General features: G+C 73.3%; 7 protein-coding genes. 4 read left to right on the forward strand and 3 right to left on the reverse strand.

What is annotated here, in order from left to right; genetic code table 11:
* Nucleotides 1-3: 3 nt before the first annotated feature.
* From G3I78_RS07280 to asnB, 3 genes are all read left to right on the forward strand, one after another.
* Entirely contained in the window at nt 4-7,053 is a 7,050-nt protein-coding gene (locus G3I78_RS07280; RefSeq protein WP_164421956.1) for a type I polyketide synthase, read from the forward strand.
* Between the two features lie 59 nt (nt 7,054-7,112).
* The gene (locus G3I78_RS07285) at nt 7,113-7,610 is read left to right on the forward strand and encodes an SRPBCC family protein (RefSeq protein ID WP_164421957.1); all 498 of its coding nucleotides are present in this window, start codon (nt 7,113-7,115) and stop codon (nt 7,608-7,610) included.
* Between the two features lie 89 nt (nt 7,611-7,699).
* A complete protein-coding gene (asnB, locus tag G3I78_RS07290) occupies nt 7,700-9,523 on the forward strand; it encodes an asparagine synthase (glutamine-hydrolyzing) (protein ID WP_164421958.1) in 1,824 nt (607 codons plus the stop codon).
* 60 nt (nt 9,524-9,583) lie between these two features.
* On the opposite strand, the gene G3I78_RS07295 is transcribed toward asnB, so the two are convergent.
* The 3 genes from G3I78_RS07295 to G3I78_RS07305 are packed head-to-tail and all read right to left on the reverse strand — an operon-like array spanning nt 9,584 to nt 14,075.
* Complete coding sequence (locus G3I78_RS07295; RefSeq protein WP_164421959.1) at nt 9,584-12,508, reverse strand: non-ribosomal peptide synthetase; 2,925 nt, start codon at nt 12,506-12,508, stop codon at nt 9,584-9,586.
* Nucleotides 12,509-12,549: 41 nt separating this feature from the next.
* A complete protein-coding gene (locus G3I78_RS07300) occupies nt 12,550-13,374 on the reverse strand; it encodes an SDR family oxidoreductase (protein WP_164421960.1) in 825 nt (274 codons plus the stop codon).
* Nucleotides 13,371-14,075: an alpha/beta fold hydrolase gene (locus tag G3I78_RS07305; protein WP_164421961.1), complete on the reverse strand. Its 705-nt coding sequence runs from the start codon at nt 14,073-14,075 to the stop codon at nt 13,371-13,373. Before G3I78_RS07305 ends, G3I78_RS07300 begins: the two co-directional genes overlap by 4 nt.
* Nucleotides 14,076-14,481: 406 nt before the next feature.
* Between G3I78_RS07305 and G3I78_RS07310 the strand changes: the two genes are divergently transcribed.
* A complete protein-coding gene (locus tag G3I78_RS07310) occupies nt 14,482-23,286 on the forward strand; it encodes an SDR family oxidoreductase (protein ID WP_343243667.1) in 8,805 nt (2,934 codons plus the stop codon).
* Nucleotides 23,287-23,289 lie beyond the last annotated feature (3 nt).

Here is a 23,289-nt window from a genome sequence, read left to right on the forward strand (position 1 = left end):
ACCGTGGCGACCAGCGAGACCACCGAGGACAAACTCCGGTACTTCCTGAAGAAGGTCACGGCCGACCTCCGGCAGACCCGGGAGCGGCTGACCGAGCTGGAGTCCGCCGAGGGCGAGCCGATCGCCGTCGTCGGCATGTCGTGCCGGTATCCGGGGGGCGTGGAGTCCGCGGACGGGCTGTGGGACCTGGTCGTGGCGGGCCGGGACACGACGTCCCCGTTCCCGACCGACCGCGGCTGGGACGTGGAGTCGCTGTACGACCCGGACCCGGACACCCCGCGGACGACGAACACCCGCGAGGGCGGTTTCGTCGAGGGGGCCGACCGGTTCGACGCCGGGTTCTTCGGCATCGGGCCGCAGGAGGCCCTCGCCATGGACCCGCAGCAGCGGCTGCTCCTGGAGACCTCCTGGGAGGCGTTCGAGCACGCCGGGATCGACCCGACGACGCTGCGGGGCAGCCGCACGGGGGTGTTCATGGGCACCGGCCAGCAGGACTACGGCACCCTGCTGCGGCACGACCCGCAGCACCTGGAGGGCTATCTGATCAGCGGTCTCACCGCGAGCATCCTCTCGGGCCGGCTGGCGTACGTGTTCGGCCTCGAAGGTCCGGCGCTCACCGTCGACACGGCGTGCTCGGCGTCCCTTGCCGCCCTGCACGTGGCGGTGCAGTCGCTGCGGCGAGGGGAGAGCGAGCTGGCGCTGGCCGGCGGGGCGACGGTGATGGCGACGCCGTTCATGTTCACGGAGACGGCACGGCAGCGCGGTGTCGCCGCCGACGGCCGCTGCAAGGCGTTCGCCGCCGCCGCGGACGGCACGGGATTCAGCGAGGGCGCCGGGGTCCTCGTACTGGAGCGGCTGTCGGACGCGCGCCGGCACGGGCGCCGGGTGCTGGCCGTCGTGCGGGGCAGCGCGGTCAACCAGGACGGCGCGTCCAACGGACTGACCGCGCCCAGCGGGCCCTCCCAGCAGCGCGTGATCCACGAGGCCCTCGCGGACGCCCACCTCTCCCCCGCCGACGTCGATGTGGTGGAGGCGCACGGCACCGGCACCCGGCTGGGCGACCCCATCGAGGCGCAGGCGCTGCTCGCGACGTACGGTCAGGGGCGTGAACAGCCTTTGTGGCTGGGCTCGTTGAAATCCAACATCGGGCACACGCAGGCCGCCGCGGGGGTCGGCGGCATCATCAAGATGGTCATGGCGATGCGTCACGGCGTACTGCCCGCGACCCTCCATGTCGACGCGCCCACCCCGCACGTCGACTGGTCGGCTGGCCGGGTGGAACTGCTCACCGAGCGGCGGGAGTGGCCCGCCACCGGCCGGCCCCGGCGTGCCGCGGTCTCGTCCTTCGGTGTCAGCGGCACCAACGCGCACGTGGTGCTGGAGGAGGCGCCCGCCGAGACACCGGAGCCGGTGGCCGCCTCCGTCGCACCCCTCGCAGCCGTCGTCCCGCTCGCCCTCTCGGCCCGTGACGGTGCCGCGCTGCGGGCGCAGGCGGAGCGGCTGGCCGCGCTTGTCGACACGCTCCCGGACACACCCGAGCATCCACTCGAAGGCGTACGGGAGGTGGCGCACGCCCTCCTCGCCCAGCGGGCCACGCTCGACCACCGCGCGGTGGTCCTCGGCGCCGACCGGGACGAACTCCTCGCCGGGCTGAGGGCGTTGGCGGCCGGAACCGCGGCTCCCGGTGTGGTCACGGGGCAGGGGGCGTACGAGCGGCCGGTGTTCGTCTTCCCGGGCCAGGGCTCGCAGTGGATCGGCATGGCCACCGAACTGCTCAAGACCTCCGACGTGTTCGCGCGGTCGATCGCCGACTGCGAGGCCGCGCTGGCCCCGTACGTCGACTGGTCGCTGACGGAGCTGCTGTGCGGCGGGGAGCGGCTGACGCGGTCCGTCGACGTGCAGCCCGCCCTGTTCTCGGTGATGGTCTCCCTGGCCGCCCTGTGGCGGTCACTGGGCATCGAGCCCGCCGCTGTGATCGGCCACTCCCAGGGGGAGATCGCCGCCGCCGTGGTCGCGGGCGCGCTCAGCCTGGAGGACGGCGCGAAGGTCGTCGCCCTGCGCGCGCAGGCCCTGCTGGCGGTCACCGGGCGGGGCGGGCTGGTGCCGCTGGCGGTGTCCGAGGAGCGGGCCCGGCAGCTGATCGAGCCGTGGCAGGGCCGGATGCACGTGGCCGTCGTCAACGGCCCCGGCGCCACCGTCGTCGCCGGGGAGCCCGGCGACCTCGACGAACTCGTCGCCCGGTGCGCGGAGTTGGAGATCCGGGCCCGCCGTATCGACGCCGACTACGCCTCCCACTCCCCCTACGTCGAACCCGTCAGGGACGATGTCCTGCGCGCGCTGTCGGACATCACACCGCGCACCGCGACGATCCCCTTCTACTCGACGGTCACCGGTGAACCCGTCGACACCGCACGGCTGGACGCCGAGTACTGGTACACGAACCTCCGGCAGACCGTGCGTCTGACCGACGCGGTCCGCACCGCCTTCACCGAGGGGCACTCCGCGTTCGTCGAGTGCAGCCCGCACCCCGTGCTCACCCTCGCGCTCGAAGCCATCGCCGAGGAGGCGGAGCGGGACATCCTCGTCACCGGCACCCTGCGCCGGGACGAGGGCGGCTGGCCGCGCCTGCTCACGTCCGCGGCCCATGTCCACAGTCACGGGGTGCCGGTGGACTGGAGCGGGTTCACGACACCGCCCGGCCGGGTGCTGGACCTGCCCGCCTATCCCTTCCAGCGGGCCCGCTACTGGGTGGAGCGCCGGCCCACGGACACCGTGCCCGGGCCCGTCATGGGCGGAGTGCCCGCGTTCGCGGACAGGGACAGCGGCTCGGAAGGCACCGAACTGGCGCGCCGGCTGGCCGAGTTGCCGGAGAGCGAGCGGCAGCAGCTGGTGCTCGACCTCGTGGTGGACGAGGCCACCGCCGTACTGGGCCGGCCCACGCCCGTCGGCCCCGCCGGGACCTTCAACGACCTCGGCTTCGCCTCGCTGACCGCCGTGGAGCTGCGCAACCGGCTGCGGGCCGCGACCGGCGCCCGCCTGTCCGCGTCCGTCGTCTTCGACTACCCGACCCCGCAGGCCCTGGCCGGGCATGTGCTCGACCGGCTGGCCGGCACCCGTGACCGCGCCCCGGTGTCCGGCACCGGCACGGTCCCGGACGACGACCCGATCGCGATCGTCGCGATGGCGTGCCGCTACCCCGGGGACGTGCGGGGTCCCGAGGACCTGTGGCGGCTGGTCGACGACGGCTCCGACGCGATCTCCCTCTTCCCCGAGGACCGCGGCTGGGACCTGGACGCGATCTACGACCCGGACCCGGAGCGGGTCGGCCACACCTACACGCGCGAGGGCGGCTTCCTCGGCGACGCCGACCGCTTCGACGCGGCGTTCTTCGGGATCAGCCCGCGCGAGGCCCTGGCCATGGACCCGCATCAGCGGCTGCTCCTGGAGACCTCCTGGCAGCTGTTCGAGCACGCCGGCATCGACCCGACGGGCCTGCGCGGCAGCCGTACGGGGGTCTTCGCGGGCGTTGCCGGGCAGGACTATCCGCAACTGGTGGCCGGGACGTCCGCGCGGCAGGGCATCGAGGTCTTCCTGATGACGGGCAGCGCGGCGAGCGTGCTGTCCGGGCGGCTCTCCTACACCTTCGGTCTTGAGGGTCCGGCGGTGACCGTGGACACCGCGTGCTCGTCGTCGCTGGTGGCGCTGCATCTGGCGGCGCAGTCCCTGCGGGCGGGCGAGTGCGAGCTGGCGCTGGCCGGCGGGGTCACCATGATGGCGACGCCGGACGCGTTCATCTCGTTCAGCCGGACGGGCGGGCTGTCCCCCGACGGCCGCTGCAAGCCGTTCTCGGCCGCCGCCGACGGTACGAGCTGGGGCGAGGGCGTCGGTCTGGTACTGCTGGAGCGGCTGTCGGACGCCCGGCGCAAGGGACACCGGGTGCTGGCCGTCCTGCGCGGCACCGCCACCAACCAGGACGGTGCCAGCAACGGCCTCGCAGCCCCCAACGGCCCCGCCCAGCAGCGGGTCATACGACAGGCCCTGGCCAACGCCCGTCTCACCGCCGCCGACGTCGACGCTGTCGAGGCCCACGGCACCGGCACCACGCTCGGCGACCCGATCGAGGCCCAGGCCCTGCTGGAGACCTACGGCCAGGACCGGTCCTCCGGCCTGCCGCTGTGGGTGGGCTCGGTGAAGTCCAACATCGGGCATACGGCGGCGGCGGCCGGTGTGGCCGGTGTGATCAAGATGGTGCAGGCGATGCGACACGGCGTCCTGCCGCGCACCCTGCACCTCACCGAACCGACCCCGCACGTCGACTGGTCGGCCGGTGCGGTGGAGCTGCTGTCCGAGGCGGTGCCGTGGCCGGAGACCGGGCGGCCACGGCGGGCCGGGGTGTCGGCGTTCGGGATCAGCGGGACGAACGCGCATGTGATTCTGGAGCAGGCGCCTTCGGATCCGGAGCGGGCGCCCTGGAATGCGGAGCAGGTGCCTTCGGAACCGGAGCAGGAACGTTCGGAACTGGAGCAGGCGCCCTCGGAACCGGAGCAGGCCCCCTCGAAGGACGTGTCGGAACCGGCCGAGGCGCCCTCCGCCCCGTCTCCCGGAACTACCGCGCCCCCGACGCCCCTCCCCTGGCTGCTGTCGGCGCACAGCGCGGCGGCCCTGCGAGCCCAGGCCGAGCGGCTGCTCGGGTATCTCGCCGAGCGGCCCGGCGCGGACCTTCCGGCCGTGGCCGGGACCCTGGCCCTCAACCGTGCCGCCCTGCCGCATCGCGCTGTGGTCGTCGGTGCCGACGAAGCGACCCTCGGGGCGGGACTCGCCGCCCTGGAGTCCGGCGCCTCGTCCCCGGGCCTCGTGCGCGGTACGGCCGTCCCCGGCCGCCTCGGTCTCCTCTTCCCCGGCGACGCGGACCAAGTCCATGGCACTGGGCGGGAGTTGTACGAGCGGTACCCGGTTTTCGCGGGAGCGCTCGACGAACTCTGCGACACCCTGGACCGCGAGCTGAACCCCGAGGCCGACCCGGACCGGCCCCGGCTGCGCAAGGCGCTGTTCGCCGAGCCCGGCACCCCGCAGGCGGCTCTGCTGGACGAGACCGGGTACGCCCAGGCCGCGTCGTTCGCCGTCGGTGCCGCGTCGTTCTGGCTGTTGCAGTCGTGGGACGTCGTCCCGGACGTGCTGGGCGGCCACGCGGTCGGCGAGCTGACGGCCCTGTACGCGGCGGGCGTGCTGTCGGCGGAGGACGCCTGCCGGCTGGTGGTGGCGCGGGCCCGGCTGATGGGCTCAGCATCCGGCAAGGAGTCGGTCCTGTCGGACAGTTCCTTGGCGGAGTTCGGCGAGCTGGCGAGCGCGATCGCCTTCCAACCGCCCCGGATCGCCCTCCTCTCGAACCCTGCGGCCGAACCCCAGTACTGGACAAGTCACTTGCGCGAGCCCTCCGGCGCCCGCGAGATCGTGAACGCATTGCTGAAGGCCGACGTCACGACAGTGCTCGTAGCGGGCGCCGGTGGTGAACTCACGGCGCTCTCGCGGGAGTCGGGGGCCGGACGTCCAGGCCGCCCGGACATCGCGGCCGTACCCCTGCTCGACCCCGGCCTGCCGGAACCGCAGAGCGCATTGGAGGCGCTGGCCCGGCTGCACGTCCGCGGGGTACGTATCGACTGGTCCGCCGTCCTGGACGTACCAGCGGGCGCCCATGTCGACCTCCCCACCTACGCGTTCCAACGCCGGCGTTTCTGGCCGGACGGCACGCTCCGGGCCGTGTCCACGGCTGCCCCGAAGGCAGAGCCGACCACGGCCCCCGCCGCCCGACTCCACGCACAGCTCAACCCGCTCACCGCACGCGCCCGTGAAGCCGTACTGCGCGGCCTGATCGCCCGGCATGTCGCCACGGCCCTCGGACACACCGAGACCACGGAGGTCGAAGCCGCCTTCAGTCTTCCGGAGTTGGGCATCGAGTCCGTCATGGCCGCGGAGATCAGGGTCCGCCTCCAGACGGCCACCGGCACCCCACTCCCCGCCACGGCCCTCTTCGAGCACCCCACGCTCGACGGCTTCGCCGCCCACCTGCACGCCATGCTGACCGCCGCCTCGCTCCTGCCGCCGCCCGGCGACGAGGACCAGGTCCCCGCGGACTCCTCCCCCGCTCCCGGCGCCGATGCGCCCGCCAACTCCCCCGAGCCCACAGCTCCCTTGGCGTCCGGAGCACTCACCGACCTCACCGCACTCACCGCCCTCGCCTCGCAAGCCGCGCAGGACGGCCGCTTCGCCGACTTCCTGACGTTCCTGGAGGGCGCCGCCCGCTTCCGGGAGACGTTCAGTACGGCGGACGTGGCGGCCGGGACCGTACGACGACCCGCGCCCGTGCGACTGGCTCGCGGCGACAGCGGCCCCGCGCTGCTCTGCTTCCCCTCCTTCGCGGGCAAGTCCGGCGCCCACCAGTACGCTCGCCTCGCGGCCGGTGCCCGCGGCCGACAGGATCTGTGGGTGCTGCCCGCCCCCGGCTTCGTGGCGGGCGAGCCGATCCCCTCCGACCTCGACGCCCTGGTCCGCCTGCACGCCGACGACGTCGAACAGTGCACGGACGACAGTGCTCCCTTCGCCCTCCTCGGACACTCGGCCGGCGGCTGGCTCGCGAACGTCGTCGCCGAGGAGCTGGTGCGTCGGGGCCGCCGGCGTCCAACGGCCGTGGTCCTGCTAGACAGTTACGCGCCGGGGAGTCCCGTACTGCCGTATGTCGGGCAGTACATCGGGCGTTCGCTGGCCGAGGCTCCCGGTGAGGGCGCCGCCGCTCTCATGGACGACATCGCGCTGACCGCGATGGGCGGCTACGGCCTGATCTTCGCGGGCCGGCGCCCGGCCGACCTCGATGTCCCGGTCCTCCAGATCCGGGCGACCGAGCCGCTGCGGGAGCCCGGGTTCCCGGACTCCGACTGGCAGGCGCGGTGGCCCGCACTCCCGTCACCCACCGAAGTGGACGTTCCCGGCGACCACTTCACGATGATCACCGAGCATGCCGGGACCACGCTCGACGCGGTACGCGCCCACCTCTCCTAGGCCCGGCTCCCCTTTGCCGGCTCCCCTTTGCAAGCCCCCGCTCCGGAAGGACCCCCGCCATGCCCCGCTTCCACCCGATCGAAGAGGTCGACGACTCCTACTTCACCAGAGCGCCCCTGTATCTGACGCGCTCGGTCGACGTCCCCTACCCCGCCGAGGAGACCTGGGCGGCCCTGACCGACGACAGTGGCCCGGCGCACTGGACGAAGGGGGTGAAGCGGCTGACCTGGACCTCTCCCCGGCCGTTCGGTCCCGGTACGACACGGGAGGTCGAGCTGAACGGCGGGCTCGTGCTGCGTGAGCGCTTCTTCCACTGGGAGGAGGGCCGCCGCAAGACGTTCACCGGTGTGGAGAGCACGGTCCGGATGTTCCGGCACCTGGTGGAGGACTACGTCGTCGAGTCCACCCCGGACGGCTCGCGGCTGACCTGGCAGTGGGCGGCCGAACTGCACCGCCCCTGGTCGTACTTCAAGCCCCTGCTGATGCGGGCGGTCCTGGAGCCGACGGCCCGCTCCCACATCGACGGACTGCGCGCCCACATGGCCGCCAACCGCTGACACCCGCACGGCGGATCGACACCGGACCAGCACCGGACCAGCAATCGGAGCAATCCGAGCAACCGAGCAATCGGCAGGAGAGGACGCACATGTGTGGGATCGTCGGCTGGATCGCCTTCCGGCACGACCTGGAGCAGGAACGCCCCACCCTGGACGCGATGACGGACACCATGGTCTGCCGCGGCCCGGACGCCGGGGGCACCTGGGTGTCGCCGCGCGCCGCGCTCGGGCATCGCAGGCTGTCGGTCATCGACCTGGAGGGCGGTGTCCAGCCCATGACGGTGGACACCCCGGACGGCCCGGTGGTGCTGACGTACAGCGGGGAGGCGTACAACTTCCGCGAGCTGCGCGACGAACTGCGGCGCCGTGGCCACGAGTTCCGTACCTCCAGTGACACCGAGGTGGTGCTGCGCGGCTACCTGGAGTGGGGCGAGGAGGTCGCCGACCATCTGCTCGGCATGTTCGCGCTGGGCATCTGGGACGGCCGTACGGAGCGGCTGGTCCTGCTGCGCGACCAGCTCGGCATCAAGCCGCTGTACGTGTACGAGACCGAGGACGGTGTCCTGTTCGGCTCGGAGGCCAAGGCGCTGCTCGCGCACCCCGCCGTGGAGGCCGTCGTCGACCAGGACGGCTTCCGGGAGATGATGGGCTTCGTCAAGGAGCCCGGGGTTGCCGTGTGGCGGGGCATGCGGGAGGTCAGGCCGGGCACGATGCTGATCGTCGACCGGTCCGGCGCACGCGAGCGGGTCTACTGGCGGCTGGAGGTGGGCGAGCACCAGGACGACACGGAGACCACGGTCCGCCGGGTCCGTGAGCTGCTGGAGGACAGTGTCGAGCGGCAGTTGGTCGCGGACGTGCCGCTGTGTCTGCTGCTTTCCGGCGGTCTGGACTCCAGCGCGCTGACGGCGCTGGCGGGCCGCAGGCTCGCCGAGGAGGGCAGGCAGGTCCGTACGTTCACGGTGGACTTCGAGCAGCCGGACGCCTTCCGTGCGGACGAGCTGCGCGGTTCGCCGGACGCGCCGTTCGCGCGGGAGGTCGTGGACCACGTCGGCACGCTGCACAGCGACATCCGGCTCGACCACCGGAAGTTGGCCGACCCCGAGGTGCGTCGGGCCGTCATCCGGGCCCGTGATCTGCCGTTCGGTTTCGGCGAGGGCGACAACTCCCTCTACCTGCTGTTCAAGGCGATCCGCGAGCACTCGACGGTGGCCCTGTCCGGCGAGTCCGCCGACGAGACCTTCGGCGGCTACTCGTGGTTCCACCAGCCCGAGATACAGCGCTCCGCGACCTTCCCGTGGGTCGCGCCGCTGGTGCCGACCGAGCTGTACCGGCAGGAGCTGACCCTCAACACCCTGGATCTGCCGGGCTACTTGGCGCAGCGCTGGTCCGACGCGGTGGCCCGACTGCCGTCCCGGCCCTGCGAGGACGCGCACGAACGCCGGATGCGGGAGCTGTGCTACGTCCATGTGACCAGCGCGCTCGGCACGCTGCTGGACCGCAAGGACCGGATGAGCATGGCGGTCGGTCTTGAGGTGCGGGTGCCGATCTGCGACCACCGGCTGGTGCAGTACGTGTTCAACACCCCTTGGTCGATGAAGACGTTCGACGGCCGCGAGAAGAGCCTGCTGCGGGCCGCCGTACGCGATCTGCTGCCGGCCTCGGTGGCGAACCGGCCCAAGGGGCACTACCCGTTGACCCAGGAGCTGAGCTACGTCGGCGCGTTGCAGCGCCAGGTGGGCGAGCTGCTGTCCGACGACCACCGCGCGGTGGAGTTCTTCGAGCGGGCGGCGCTCGCGACGGCCGTGCGGGGGAAGCCGGAGGCTGTGCGGCGCGAGGAGCGTGACGCTTTCGAGCGGGTTCTCGACCTGGCCGTGTGGATGGACCTCTACAACCCCACGATCAAGCTGTCTTGATGATCCGTCAGGAACGGCTGAGGGGCGCGACCCGGGTCGCGCCCCTCTTGTGCGGCCGGGTCACCGCTCAAGGAGGCCGGTGATCGCTCTCGGTGTGGGGTTGCGGTACATGTCGCGGGTCTGGAGGGGCGGCAGGCCCCTCTCCCGGAAGACGGCGGACAGGCGGGTGGCGAGCAGGGAGTTCCCGCCGATGCCGAAGAAGTCGTGGTCGGGTCCGACGGTGAAGCCGAACACCTCGCTCCAGATCGAGCACACCTGGGCGAGCAGCCCGGACTGCTCCTCCGTCTCCGCCGGTGCGGACAACTGGCGGCCAGGCACGGCTGGTTGCGGTGCGGGGAGTCTGCCGACGTCCAGCTTGCCGTTGATCGTGCGGGGCAGTTCGGAGATCGGCGTCCAGGTGCTGGGCAGCATGTACTGCGGCAGCACCTTGGCAGCGCGTTCCCGCACCTCCGCCGTGCCGTACGCGCTCGCCGTGCCGTACGCCGTCGCCGTCCCGTCTCGGAACATCAGGTAGGCGTCGAGCCGGAGCCCGCCGACGTTGTCCCGGCCCGGGACCACCGCAGCGTCGGCCACCGCCGGGTCCTCCAGGAGTACGGCCCGCACCTCGTCGGTCTCGATGCGGTAGCCGCGGATCTTGACCTGGTTGTCGAGCCGTCCCAGGTGTTCGACCCGGCCGTCGGGCAGCAGCCTGCCTGCGTCGCCGCTGCGGTACATGCGGCCGCCGCCGGCCGGATCGTCCAGGAATCGCTGACCGGTGAGTTCGGGGCGGTCGAGGTAGCCGAGCGCCACCCCGGCCCCGCCGACGTGGATCTCACCCCGCACACCGCGCGGCAGCAGCCGCCCCCGGCTGTCCCGGATGGTGATGCTCCAGCCCGGCAGCGGACGGCCCACCGAGCGGTCGCCGTGCAGGATCTCGGTCCTGGTGACGGTCTGGGCCGTGACGTGGACGGTGGTCTCGGTGATGCCGAACATGTTGACGAAGCGACAACGCGACCAGCCCTCGTCGTCCAGGCAGGGCCTCAGGACGCGGGGGTCGAGCGCCTCGCCGCCGAAGACGAGCAGCCGCACCGACACCGTGCCGTCCGCCGTCTCGGTGTCCGTGCCGGAGCCGCACAGCCGGGCGAGTTCGCCGAACGCCGAGGGTGTCTGGCTGAGGACGGTCACCCGCTCCGTGACCAGCAGGTCCAGGAACGCGTGCGGTGACCTGGCCGAGAAGTACGGCACGATCACCAGCCGCCCCCCGGTGAGCAGACACCCCCAGATCTCCCACACGGAGAAGTCGAACGCCACCGAGTGGAACTGCGACCACGCATCGCCGGCCGAGAGCCCGAAGTCGGTTCGGGTGGCCTCGACGAGCGCGGTGACGTTCCGGTGCGGGACGACAACTCCCTTGGGGTGTCCGGTCGTTCCGGAGGTGTAGATGACGTAGGCGGGCTGCCCGGGGTCGGCCGGGCCGGTCACCGGGGTGTCAGGTTCCGGCTCGGCGCGCAGGGTCAGTTCGGCGACGGTCACCGTACGGACCGTGGGATCGCCGGGATCAGGCGCTTCCTCGGGGCCGATCACCAGCCGCAGCCCGGCGTCCTTGACCGTGTAGGCGAGCCGCTCCGCCGGATAGCCGACGTCCATGGGGACGTACGCCGCTCCGCTCTTCAGCACGGCCAGGAGTACGGCGACCAGGTCGGTGGAGCGCTCCATGCAGACCCCGACGCGGTCCCCGTGCTCCACGCCGAGTGATCTGAGCGCGTGGGCGAGGCGGTTGGCCCGCGTGTCCAACTGCCGGTAGGTGAGCGTTGCTTGCTTGTGGGTGACGGCGACGGCGTCCGGCTGGGCTGCGGCGATCTGCTCGAAGTCGCTGTGGATGGAGGTGGGTCGGGAGTCGAGGCGGCCACCGTCCGACAGCTCCCGGAGTGACGTCTCTTCCCCGTCGTCCAGGAGCCGGAGCCGGTCCGTGGGTGTGGTGGATGGCTGTTCGAGGAGTTGGGCGACGATCGCGGCGAGGTGTCGGCAGAACTGTTCGATGAGGTCCCTGCCGTAGCGGCTCTCGTCGAAGAGGCAAACCGCTTCCGGGCCTTCGGGGCCTTCGCCGGACCAGTGGACGACGAGGGGTGAGCCGGGCCAGGTGCCGGGGAAGTACGACTCCTGACCGGGGTCGTCCTCGTGGAAGGCCACAGTGATCCGTGGCGGGCCGCCGCCTGTCGCCTCGTCCGGTGCCGGGGCCAGTGCGGACCGTGCCTGGGCCAGGAGTTCGCCCGTGGTGTCGGTCTCCGTCAGCGTCAGGGGTACGGCGTCCTCCGCCGCGCCGAGGATCGCGTCGCTCCGGTGGCGGCGGCGTACCACGCCCACGGTCGCTTCGGCGCGGTCCAGGTAGCGCATCGCTGTGTAGGCGACAGCGGCCAGTTGTGCGGCTCGGAGGTCCGGTGTGTCCGAGGCCGCGGGAACGAGAGGAACGGTGAATCGGTGTGCCCCACGAGGGCCCGCGCCGACAGCCGCCCCCGAGACACCGCCTCCGCCTCCCTCTCCATCTCGGTCTCCGGGGGCGGGAAGATCCCACCACAGCCCTCGCGCGGGATTCTCCGAACCGCCCGTCACCGCCCCCGCGACCTTCGTCAGGGACGTCCGGTCGAGGTGCCGCCTGGACGCGCTGAAGACAAGCAGGTCGCGGTCCTCGCAGCGCAGGACGACGACACGGACCGGTGCCGGGCCGAACCGTGGTACCGGGCGCAGCAGTTCGCGGTGCAGGCGCCGGACCGCGCGGAGGTCGTCCGACGGGTGCGGCACCTGCTCCAGCCAGACCGCCCGGGGTTCCCGAACCGCCTCTTCGGGCATGGGGCACCCGGCGACGACCTCCCGCAGGCGCTCCGCGAGGATCCGCGGGTCCACGCGCGTGCCGCTGTCCAGAACGATCGCGTGCTGGTCGAGCGGCCTCGAACGCTCGGTGGGCGTAAGGGCGTTGAACGACTCGTAGGCGGTCAGGACCGCTGACATCTGGGCTCCCTGTCTGAGGTGCGGGCGCGGCGCTGCCGTGCCTACTTGGCGGTGAAGCCGCCGTCCACGGTGACCACGCTGCCGGTGACCCCGCGCGAGCCGTCGCCGACCAGCCACAGCACGGCTTCGGCTACTTCGCCCGCCTCGACGAGTTCGTTCGTCGGCTGGGCCTGGACGAAGATCTCCTCGTGCTCGGAGACGGGCACGTCCAGGGACTTGGCGATCTCGGAGAGCATGCGGCCCTCGAGCACCGGGTCGTCGCGCACCGAGCCCGGGCAGACCGCGTTCACGCGGACCTTGAGCGGCGCGTAGTCGAGGGCGGCGGCGCGGGTCAGGCCGATCAGGCCGTGCTTGGCGGTGACGTAGGCGGCGAAGTTGCGGTAGCCGACCAGGCCCGCGGTGGAGGAGATGTTGACGATGCTGCCGGAGCGCTGCCGTGCCATGACTTCCCCGGCCGCCCGTGTCATGCGCCAGGCACCGAAGAGGTCGACGTCCAGCATGACGCTCCACTCGTCCTCGCCGATCTCGTGGACGGCCTTGCCCGAGGGGGCGGCGATGCCGGCGTTGTTCACCACGGCGTCCACGCGTCCGAAGCGCTGGACGGCGGCGGCCACCGCGGCCTCGACCGCGCGGAGGTCACGGACGTCGGCCGGGCAGGAGAGGACGGTGGCGCCGTGCGCGCGGCACAGCTTCTCGGTGTGCGCCAACTGCCCTTCGGTGCCGAGGGAGTAGGGCACGAGGGGCAGATCGTCGGCGAGGTCGACGAGCACGAGGTCGGCGCCGGCACAGGCGAGGAGTTCGGCGCAGGCGCGGCCGATGCCGCGGGCGGCGCCGGTGACGATGACGGTCCTGCCGTGCAGGCTCATGCCCAGGCCTTGAGTTCGTCGTCGACGAGCTTGAGCAGCGGCCCCGGGTACTCGGTCAAGTACATGTGTCCTCCGGGCAGTTCCTCGAACCGGAACCCGGACCCGGCGACCTGCTCCCACTGCTGGGCCTGCTCGGCCGAGACCAGTCCGTCCTCCAGGCCGCGCAGGGAGGTGAGCGGTGCGTCGAGCGGGTCGGTCGCGGCCGAGACGTACGCCTCGTGCATCTCCACGTCGCAGCGGAGCGTCGGCAGCAGCAGCTCCAGCAGCTCCGGGTCGGCCATGGTGGGGTGGTCGTATCCGGCGAACTCCTTGACGCGGGCGAGGAATTCGTCGTCGGGCAGCCCGGTGGCGCCGACCTCGCGCCTGGTCGTGGGTCCCGCCGAGCCGCTGACGAAGAGGTGGGCCACCGCGATGCCCTCGGCGCTCAGGTGGCGGGCCATCTCGTAGGCGAGGACCGCCCCGAAGCTGTGGCCGAAGAGGGCGACGGGTCCGGCCGACAGGTCACTCTGAGTGCGGAGTTCTCCGGCGAGGGACTCGACCGCGGTGCGGACGTCCGGGAAGGGCGGGTCGTCGAGGCGCCTTTCGCGGCCGGGGAGCTGGACGGGGTGGATCCGGGTGGCCTTCAGGTCGTAGCGCTGCCAGGGGGTGAAGAAGCTCGCGCCTGCTCCGGCGAAGGGGAAGCACAACAGCGGGACGGTCATGGTGGGCGGGGCTCCTGTCGGTCGCCTGTACATGCGGTCGGTCGGGGCGTCCTCGGGCGACGGAGGGCCCGCTCACGGCGCGCGAGGCGGATTCACCGTGGCACAGGCGCACTTGAGCCTTCCTGGAGGACACCCGCCCGGGGCGGCCCGTCCACCGCTCCTTGACCGGACCTCGAGCCGGTCTGCCGAAGCTGGCTGCCCCGGGCCTTCCGTCTCCGTGGACGCCGGGAAGTCCGGAGACTCCGGGATCTCCGGGAACCCGGGGCCCCCGGTGCTCCGGGAGACCCGAGGCCCCCGGAGACCGACCCGAAACGGCCACAGCCCCCGTGCCGCTCCGCCGCCGCGCGCGAGCCCTTGTGCGAGTCCGCGCAGACCGTAGTCCCTTTGTCCGACGAGGGTGATAACCGTGCTCCAAGACGCAGCCGGATCCAACGCTTCCACGTCGCCGCCGCGGAGCGCTCCCGCGCCACGGACCGAGGCCGGCGGTCCACTGGCCGGCCTCACCGGAGCCCAGGAGGGCATCTGGTACGGGCAGCAGCTCGACCCGCGCAGCCCGGCCTACAACACGGGCGAGTACCTGGAGATCCACGGCTCGGTCGACACAGGCCTGTTCGGGAGGGCGCTGCGCCGGACCGTCGCCGAGGCGGAGGCGTTCGGGCTGCGGTTCACCGACACGCCCGACGGGCCGCGCTGCGCTCCGGCGCCCCCGGCCGACCGGCCGCTGCGGATCGAGGACGTGAGCTCCGCGCCCGATCCCACGGCGGCGGCCGAGGAGCTGATCCGCGCCGACCTCGCCACCGCCGTGCCGGTGGGCGGTGAGGAGCCGCTGTTCACGCATGTCCTCTTCAAGGCGGCCGAGGACCGGTACCTCTGGTACATGCGGGCCCATCACATCCTGCTGGACGGCTACGGCTACCTCCTCGTCTTCCGCCGGGCCGCCGAGATCTACACCGCCCTGGCGTCCGGGCAGGAGGTCCCCGGTACGACGTTCGCCCCGGTGCGGACCCTCCTGGCCGAGGAGGCCGCCTACCGGGACTCGGACCGCCACGCACGTGACCGCGCCTTCTGGACCGGCCGCTTCGCCGACCTCGACGGCGCGCTCAGCCTGACCGAGGGCACGGCCCTGCCGGCGCCCGCGTTCCTGCGCCGCACGGCGGCCTTGTCGGCGTCGGCCGCCGACCGGCTGTCGGCCACCGCGTCCGCGCTGGGCGTCAACCGGGCCGAACTGCTGCTCGCGGCCGTCGCCGCGTACACGCACCGGGTGACGGACAGCGAGGACGTGGTCCTCGGTGTGACCACCATGAGCCGCCTCGGCTCGGCGGCCCTGCGCACCCCGGGCACGGTGTCGAACAACCTTCCGCTACGGCTGTCCGTGCGGCCCGGTCTCACGGCGGCCGAGCTGGTCGCGGCGGCGGCAGCCGAGCTGCGTGCCGTGCGCCGGCATCAGCAGTACCGGGGCGAGGACCTGCGCCGCGATGTGAAGTTGCTCGGCGGTGACCGCCGGCTGTTCGGACCGCTCGTCAACCTGGTCCCCTTCTCGCACCGGCTGAGCTTCGGCGCCCACCCGGCGACCCCGCACCACCTGTCGGGCGGCGCGGTCGACGACCTGCTGATCACCGTGCGCCCGGGAGCCGACGGCACCGGTCTGGGCTTCGCCTTCGACGCCAACCCGGCGCTGTACACGCAGGAGGTGCTCGCCGGTCACCTGGAGCGCTTCCTGCTCCTTCTGGACCAACTGGCCGAGGCGGACCCGGAGTTCACGGTGGGCCGCGCGAACCTCCTGTTGCCGGACGAGGACCCGGCCTACACGTCCCTCGTACCGGAGCCGGGAGGCGCCGCGCCCGATGCCACCCTGCCCGCACGCTTCGAGGCCCAGGCCGCCCGCAACCCCGAGGCGACCGCCGTCACCCACACCGGCGCCGACCTCACCTACGCGGAGCTCGACGCCCGCGCCAACCGCCTGGCCCGTCTGCTGATCGCCCACGGCGCGGGCCCCGGCCGTACGGTGGCGACCGCGCTCCCCCGCTCCGCCGACCTGGTCACCGGACAGCTGGCCGTGCTCAAGTCCGGCGCCGCCTGTCTGCCCCTGGACCCGGCGCATCCGGCCGAGCACCTGACCGCGCCGCTCGACGCCGTCGCACCCGCACTGGTGCTGACCGACCTGAGCACGACGGGCGCGCTGCCCGGCGGCGAGATACCCACCCTCGTACTCGACTCCCCTGCCACAGCAGGTGAGTTGGCGACACGGTCCCCCGCACCCCTCTCGGACGCCGACCGCGGTGGCCCGCTCACCCCGAGCGACCCGGCGTATGTCCTCCAGGCCCCGGGAAGCCCGCAGGGCGTGCTCCTCGCACACGGCGGCCCCTGCGGACTCGCCGAGGTGGCGCACCTGTCGTCCGGCCCGGGCGACTCCTGGGCGCTGTTCCACTCGGGCGCCTCCCACCTCGGCGTCCAGGAGATCTGGGGCGCGCTGGCGTACGGCGGCCGGCTGGTCGTCGTACCGCAGGAGGCCACGCGGTCGCCCGAGGAACTGCTGGACCTGCTGGTGCGTGAGCGCGTCACGGTCCTCGTCCAGCCGTCCGCCGCCCTGCCCGCGCTGGCGGGGGCCGGCCAGGTGGCGGCCGGGAGCGATCCGCTCGGGCTGCGCCACCTCCTCGTCGCGTCGGAGGCACCGGAACCGGCCGACCTCGGCCCCTGGATCGAGCGGTACGGCGACGAGGCCCCGGCCCTGTCGACTCTGTACGGCGACCCCGAGACCTCGGGAACGGTCGCTGTCCGGCGCGGGCCGGGGCGGCGGGCTCTGGGCACTCCGTTGCCGGGTGCCCGGTTCCATGTGCTCGACCGCCATCTGCGGCCGGTGCCGTCCGGCTGGGTGGGCGAGCTGTATGTGGCCGGATCCCGGCTTGGCCGTACGGCGGCGGACGACGGGCGGTTCGTCGCCGATCCGTTCGCGGGGGCGGGCGCGCGGATGTACCGGACCGGGGATCTGGTCCGCCGGTGTGGCGACGGTGTCGTGGAGTACGTCGGCCGGACGGACGAGCAGGTGCGCGCCGGCGGGTTCCGGGCCGAGCCCGGTGTCGTCGAGGCCGCGCTGGTGCGCCATCCGGCCGTCGCCGAGGCGGCGGTGGTCGCCCGGGACAGGCCGGGTACCGGCAGCCGGGCGCTTGTCGCCTACGCCGTACCCGCGCCGGGACACAGCCCCAGCCGTGCCGAACTCCTCGCGCACCTCGCCCAGTTGCTGCCGGAGCACCAGGTGCCGGTCGCCTGCGTCCCGGTGGACGCCCTTCCGCGCACCGCCGACGGCACGCTGGACCGCAAGGCGCTGCCCGCTCCGGATTCCGAGGGCCCTGGCGGTGCGGTCTCCGCGGCCGAGGCCGTGGTGCGCAGGCTCTTCGAGGAGCTGCTGGGGCTGCCCGCGGGCGCGGTCGGGGCGGACGACGACTTCTTCGGTCTCGGCGGGCAGTCGCTGCTCGCGTCCAAGCTGCGGGCCAGGCTGCGGGCCGTCACCGGAGCCGAGGTGTCCCTGCGGACGATCTTCACCGAGCCGACGCCCGCCGGGATCGCGGCACAGGTCTCGGTGCCCGCGGAGGCCGCGGCTCCCGCACTGCCCCCTCTCGTGCCCGCCGAGCGGGGCGACCGGATCGCCCTGTCCGCCGCCCAGCAGGGCATGTGGTTCCTCAACCAGCTCGACACCACGGCGGCGACCTACAACATGCCGCTCGTCGTACGGCTGTCCCGGCCCGTCGACGACGAGGTGCTGCGGGCCGCGCTGGCGGACGTAGTGGACCGGCACGAGAGCCTGCGCACCGTGCTGCCGCAGGCCGACGGCACCCCGTACCAGGACGTCCGGGCTCCGGGCACCGCGCACCCGGAGCTTGAGGTGGTGGACTGTCCCGCCCAGGAGGTGGAGGCGTACGTGGCCGCCGCGCGGCGCCGCCCGTTCGACCTGACGCGGGACCTCCCGGTGTGGGCCGGGCTGTACGGCCCCCGGGACGGGGCCCGCGCGCTGGTGCTGGTGCTGCACCACAGCGCGGCCGACGGCTGGTCGCTGGTGCCGTTCGCGCAGGACCTCTCGACGGCGTACGCGGCCCGTCTGGCGGGCGGGGCCCCGGACTGGGCGGCGCCGGTGATCCAGTACGCCGACTACACGCTCTGGCAGGAGCGCCTGCTGGACGGACTGCGTGATCCCGCCACCCCGCTGGGCCGCCAACTGGCTTTCTGGACCGAGGTGTTGTCGGGTCTGCCGGAGGAGATCCCACTGCCCGCCGACCGGGAGCGTCCGGCCGCGCCCAGTCGCCGTGGCCAGGCCCTGGCCGTCGCCATCGACGCCCAAGTCCATCGCGGTCTGCGGGAGTTGGCGGACTCCGGGGGCGCCAGTCTGTTCATGGTGCTCCAGAGCGCCCTCGCCGCCGTGCTCACCCGCTGCGGTGCCGGAACCGACATCCCGCTGGGCACTCCGGTCGCCGGACGCACCGACGCGGCCCTGGACGACCTGATCGGCGTCGTCACCAACACCCTCGTCACCCGCACCGACACCTCGGGCGATCCGGCCTTCGCCGAACTCCTGGCCCGGGTGAGGGCGTTCGACCTGAGCGCCTACGACCACCAGGACCTGCCGTTCGACCGGCTGGTGGAGGAGCTCAACCCGCCCCGCGCAGCCGCCCGGCATCCGCTGTTCCAGGTGATGCTGGCTCTGCAGAACAACACGGAGGCGGTCGTACGGCTGGGCGACAACGAGGCCCCGCTGCATCCCACTTCAACCGGGACCGCGAAGTTCGACCTGTTCGTCGAGTTCGCCGAGGCCCCGGGCGCCGAGGGGCTGACCTGCCATGTCGAGTACAGCACCGACCTCTTCGACGAGGCCACGGTGCGCCGGCTGGCCGACACCCTGCACCGGACGCTCGCAGCGGTCGCGGCGGAACCGGCCCTGCGGATCAGCGAGTTGCCCGACCCGGGCCCCCGGCCGACGCGTTCCGGCGCGGCGGAGGAGCGGTTCGACCAGGCCGGGCTGGAACGCTCGGTGCTCGCGGCGGGCGGCATCCGGGAGTGCCTGGTGCTGCCGCCGGACGAGGGTGACGCCGGGCGGCCGACCGTGCTCGCCGTCCCCACCCGGGCTGACGCGGCCCGGCAGGCGGAGCGGCTCCTCGCGCGGACGGCCCCGGACGGGGGGGCACCGCGGGTCGTGGCCGTCTCCGACCTGCCCCGCACCGCCGACGGGGACCTGGACGCCGTAGCGCTACGGCATCTGCCGCGGATCGGCACCGAGCAGGCCGAGCGGTGGCAGCGGGCGCTCGCTGAGGTGCCCGGCGTCGACGCGGTCACGGTGGAACTGGAGGAGCACGAGGAGCCGTTGGGCCGTCTGCACGCCGGGCCCGCCGTGTCGGGCCGGTCCTCGGCCGGGCCCGTGGAGCCGTCCGCCGTGGTCTCCGGCGACACCGGGCGAAAGGCGGTTCCCTCGCTCAGCGAAGGGCCCGCGCTGGCCGAACCGGCCGTGCGGACCTGGGCGGAGGCCCTGCGCCGGGCCGCGGCGGGCGGACCGCACGCCGAGGTGGTGCATGTGCGGGCCGACGGCAGCACCGTGCGCCGCAGTTACGCGAGCCTCGCCGAGGAGGCGTCCCATGTCCTGGGTGGGCTGCGCGAGTTGGGGCTGCGCCCCGGTGACCAGGTGATCCTCCAGTGCGACGACACCGAGGACTTCCTGGCCGTCCTGTGGGGCTGCGTCCTCGGCGGGTTCGTCACGGTGCCGCTGACCGTCCCGGCCTCCTACGCGGAGGACTCGGCGGCGGTGAACAAGCTCGACGGTGTCTGGCGGATGCTGGGCCGCCCCTGGATCATCACCTCGGGCCCGCACGAGGAGGGGCTGCGCGCCCTCGCCGACCGCCGTGCCTGGGCGGAGTCCCGGCTGACCACGGCGGACGCGCTCCGCTCGGGTCCTGCCGACACCGAGTGGCATGCGGCGCGGCCGGACGACCTGATCCTGATGCTGCTCACCTCCGGCAGCACCGGTCTGCCCAAGGCGGTCCGGATCGACCACCGGGGCGTCCTGACCCGGTCCGCGGCCACCGCGCAGGTCAACGGCCTGACGGAGCACGACGTCTCGCTGAACTGGATCCCGCTCGACCATGTCACCGGCGTGGTGATGTTCCACCTCAGGGATGTGTACCTGGGCTGCCGCCAGGTACACGCGCCCACCTCCTGGATCCTGGAGGACCCGCTGCGCTGGATGGACCTGGCGGACCGGTACCGGGTCAGTGTCACCTGGGCCCCCAACTTCGCCTTCGGGCTGCCCGCCGAGCACGCGCACCGGATGGGCGACCGCCGGTGGGACCTGTCGCCGATGCGGCTGGTCATGAACTGCGGTGAGGTGGTGGTCGCGGCCACCGCCCGGCGCTTCCTCCAGGTCCTCGAACCGTTCGGTCTGCCTGCCATGGTGGTGCACCCCGGCTGGGGCATGTCCGAGACCTGCTCGGTGGTGACGGACACCGTGCTGCCGGCCCAACCTGCGGCGGGCGAGGGCACGTTCGTCAGCTGCGGGCTGCCCTACCCCGGGTTCGCGATGCGGGTCGTGGACGGTGAGGGCCGGGTCGTGCCGGAGGGCACGGTCGGGCTCTTCCAGGTCCGTGGCACGTCGGTGACCTCGGGCTATCACGACAACCCGGAGAAGAACGCCGAGTCGTTCACCGACGACGGCTGGTTCGACACCGGTGACCTGGCCTTCCTGCGCTCCGGCGAGCTGTACATCACGGGCCGCGCGAAGGACGTCATCATCATCAACGGCGTCAACCACTACAGCCATGAGATCGAGGCGTGTGTGGAGGAACTGCCGTCCGTGGAGCGGTCGTTCACGGCCGCGGTCGCGGTACGGCCGGACCCGGCGGCGGACACCGACGAGCTGGCCCTCTTCCTCCACGTGCCGCCCGGCACCGACCTGGCGGACGCGCTGCGCGCGGTGCGGGGCAAGGTGACCCGGCAGATCGGGATCACGCCCGCCTATCTGGTCCCGGTGGAGCCGGGGGCCGTGCCCAAGACGGAGATCGGCAAGATCCAGCGGACGCAGCTGCGGCAGCGGTTCGAGGCGGGCGAGTTCGACGAGGACGTACGGCGCACCGAGGTGCTCCTGGGCACCGCGGCGACCGTACCGGACTGGTTTCTGCGCCCGGTGTGGCAGCGGGCGCGGCGGCCACACGCCTCGGCGCGTCCGGCGCGGCACACCCTGCTGCTCGCCGGACGGGACGCGCTGGGCACGGAGTTGGCCGAGGCGGTGGCCGAACGGCTGTGGCAGGACGGTGCCTTGTGCACGGTCGTCACCGCGGCCGAGGGGTTCCGCCGTCTCGGCGCGGCCCGTTACCAGGTGGGGGTCGACCGGCCCGAGGACTACGAGGCGCTGCTCGCGGCACTGGCCGGGGACGGCCGTCCGGTGGACGCGGTGCTCCACCTGGGGGCGCTGACCGCCGGGGTCGAGCCGGAGGGCGCGGACGAGCTGCGCGAGGCCCAACGGGACGGTGTGGACAGCCTGGTGTGTCTGGCACGGGCGCTGTCGTCGAGCCATGACGCGGACCGTTCCGTCAGCCTCCATCTGGTGACCGGCGGTACCCAGGACGTGCTGGCCGAGGAGCGTCCGTCCTGCCTGCACGCCGCCGCGGGCGGTCTGCTCAGGAGTCTGCGGGAGGAGCTGCCCTGGCTGACGGCCTCGCGGCTGGATCTGCCGGTCGCCGATCCGGCCGCGGCCGCCCGGCTGGTCCTCGCCGAGACGGCCGGTCCGGTGACCGACCCCGAGGTGGCCTACCGGGACGGAGAGCGCTGGGTGCGCCGGCTGGCCCCGCTGCCCGACCCGCTGCCCCGCAGGCGGCCGGCCGCGGCCGACGGCTTCCTCCTGGTGAGCGGTGGGCTCGGCGGGGTGTCCGCGTTGGTCGCCGAGCATCTGCTGAGGACGCCGGGCACCCGGCTGCTGCTGGTCGGCCGCGGCGAACTCCCGCCCGAGCACACCTGGGACGCGCTGACCGAGCGGGACGGTGAGCCGGCCCGCCGGGTCGAGGCGTACCGCAGGCTGCGCGGACTCGGTGCGGTGCGTTACGAGTCCGCCGACGTCACCGACCCGGCTCAGGTCCGCGCGGCCGCGGACAAGGCCGCCGCCGTGTGGTCGGCGCCCTTGGCGGGGGTGCTGCATCTGGCGGGGGCGTTCGACCAGCGGCCCGTCGCCGAGTACGACCTGGAGGAGTGGCGGGCCGCGCTCGCCGCGAAGGTGACCGGCGGCTGGGTGCTGCACCGGCTGGCCGAGGAGTGCTCCGCGCCGTCGTTCCTGTCCTTCTCGTCGGTCAACGGCTACTTCGGCGGTTCCATGACCGGCGCGTACGCCGCCGGGAACGCCTTCCTGGACGCCTTGGCCGTGCGCCGGCACCGGGACGGGCTCGACGCCCACAGCCTGGCCTGGAGCATGTGGGACGACATCGGCATGAGCCGGGGTTACGGGCTGCGGGCGCTGACCGAGGCGCGCGGCTACCGGGTCCTGGACCACACCGCCGCCCTGCGCTCGCTCGACCTCGCGCGGGGCCTGGCGGAGCCGCATGTGCTGGTCGGTGTCGATCGCGGCGCGCCCTGGGTGCGCGGTCATCTGACGGGCCCGGCACGCCCGTTGCACCGGCCGGCGGCTCGTGTGACCCTGCGCGACGGCGCGGACCTCGGGGCGCTGCACGGCGCCGCCGAGGACAGCGCCCGGCAGGTGGGGGCAGGCGAGCGGTGGGTTCTGCGGGCGGCCGGAGCACTGTCCACCGGTACGGCCCCTGCCGTACCGGCCGCCGATCCGGACAGCGACCGGCGCCGGGCGCTGGAGGACACGCTGTGCGGTGTCTGGCGGCGGGTCCTGGACCGGGACCAGGTCGGGGTCGACGACAGCTTCTTCGACCTCGGGGGCACCTCGCTGCTGCTGGTCCGCGCGATGACCGAGGTCAACCGGGAACTGGGCTGCGAACTCACCGTCGTGGACCTGTTCAGCCACCCCACGGTCGGGGCGCTGGCCCGGCACCTCGGCGACCGGGTGACGGTGCCCGTGGACGCCGTACCGGCCGCTGACGGCCCGTCGCCGAACGGCGGAGCCCTGGCCCGTGCCCGGCAGCAGGCGCAGCGGCAGCGGGCCGCGCGGAACCGGACCGTCCGGCAGGACGTACGCGGCGCGGGACCACAGGACGAGCGTGACTCAGGACAAGGGGAATGACGG

Origin of the sequence: Streptomyces sp. SID13726, assembly GCF_010548375.1 — a bacterium.
Classification (GTDB): Bacteria; Actinomycetota; Actinomycetes; order Streptomycetales; family Streptomycetaceae; genus Streptomyces.

Coding starts and splice junctions, on each gene's coding strand:
- G3I78_RS07285 (WP_164421957.1), top strand. CDS start 7,113: ATGCCCCGCTTCCACCCGATCGAAGAGGTCGACGACTCCTACTTCACC.
- asnB (WP_164421958.1), top strand. CDS start 7,700: ATGTGTGGGATCGTCGGCTGGATCGCCTTCCGGCACGACCTGGAGCAG.
- G3I78_RS07295 (WP_164421959.1), bottom strand. CDS start 12,508: ATGTCAGCGGTCCTGACCGCCTACGAGTCGTTCAACGCCCTTACGCCC.
- G3I78_RS07300 (WP_164421960.1), bottom strand. CDS start 13,374: ATGAGCCTGCACGGCAGGACCGTCATCGTCACCGGCGCCGCCCGCGGC.
- G3I78_RS07305 (WP_164421961.1), bottom strand. CDS start 14,075: ATGACCGTCCCGCTGTTGTGCTTCCCCTTCGCCGGAGCAGGCGCGAGC.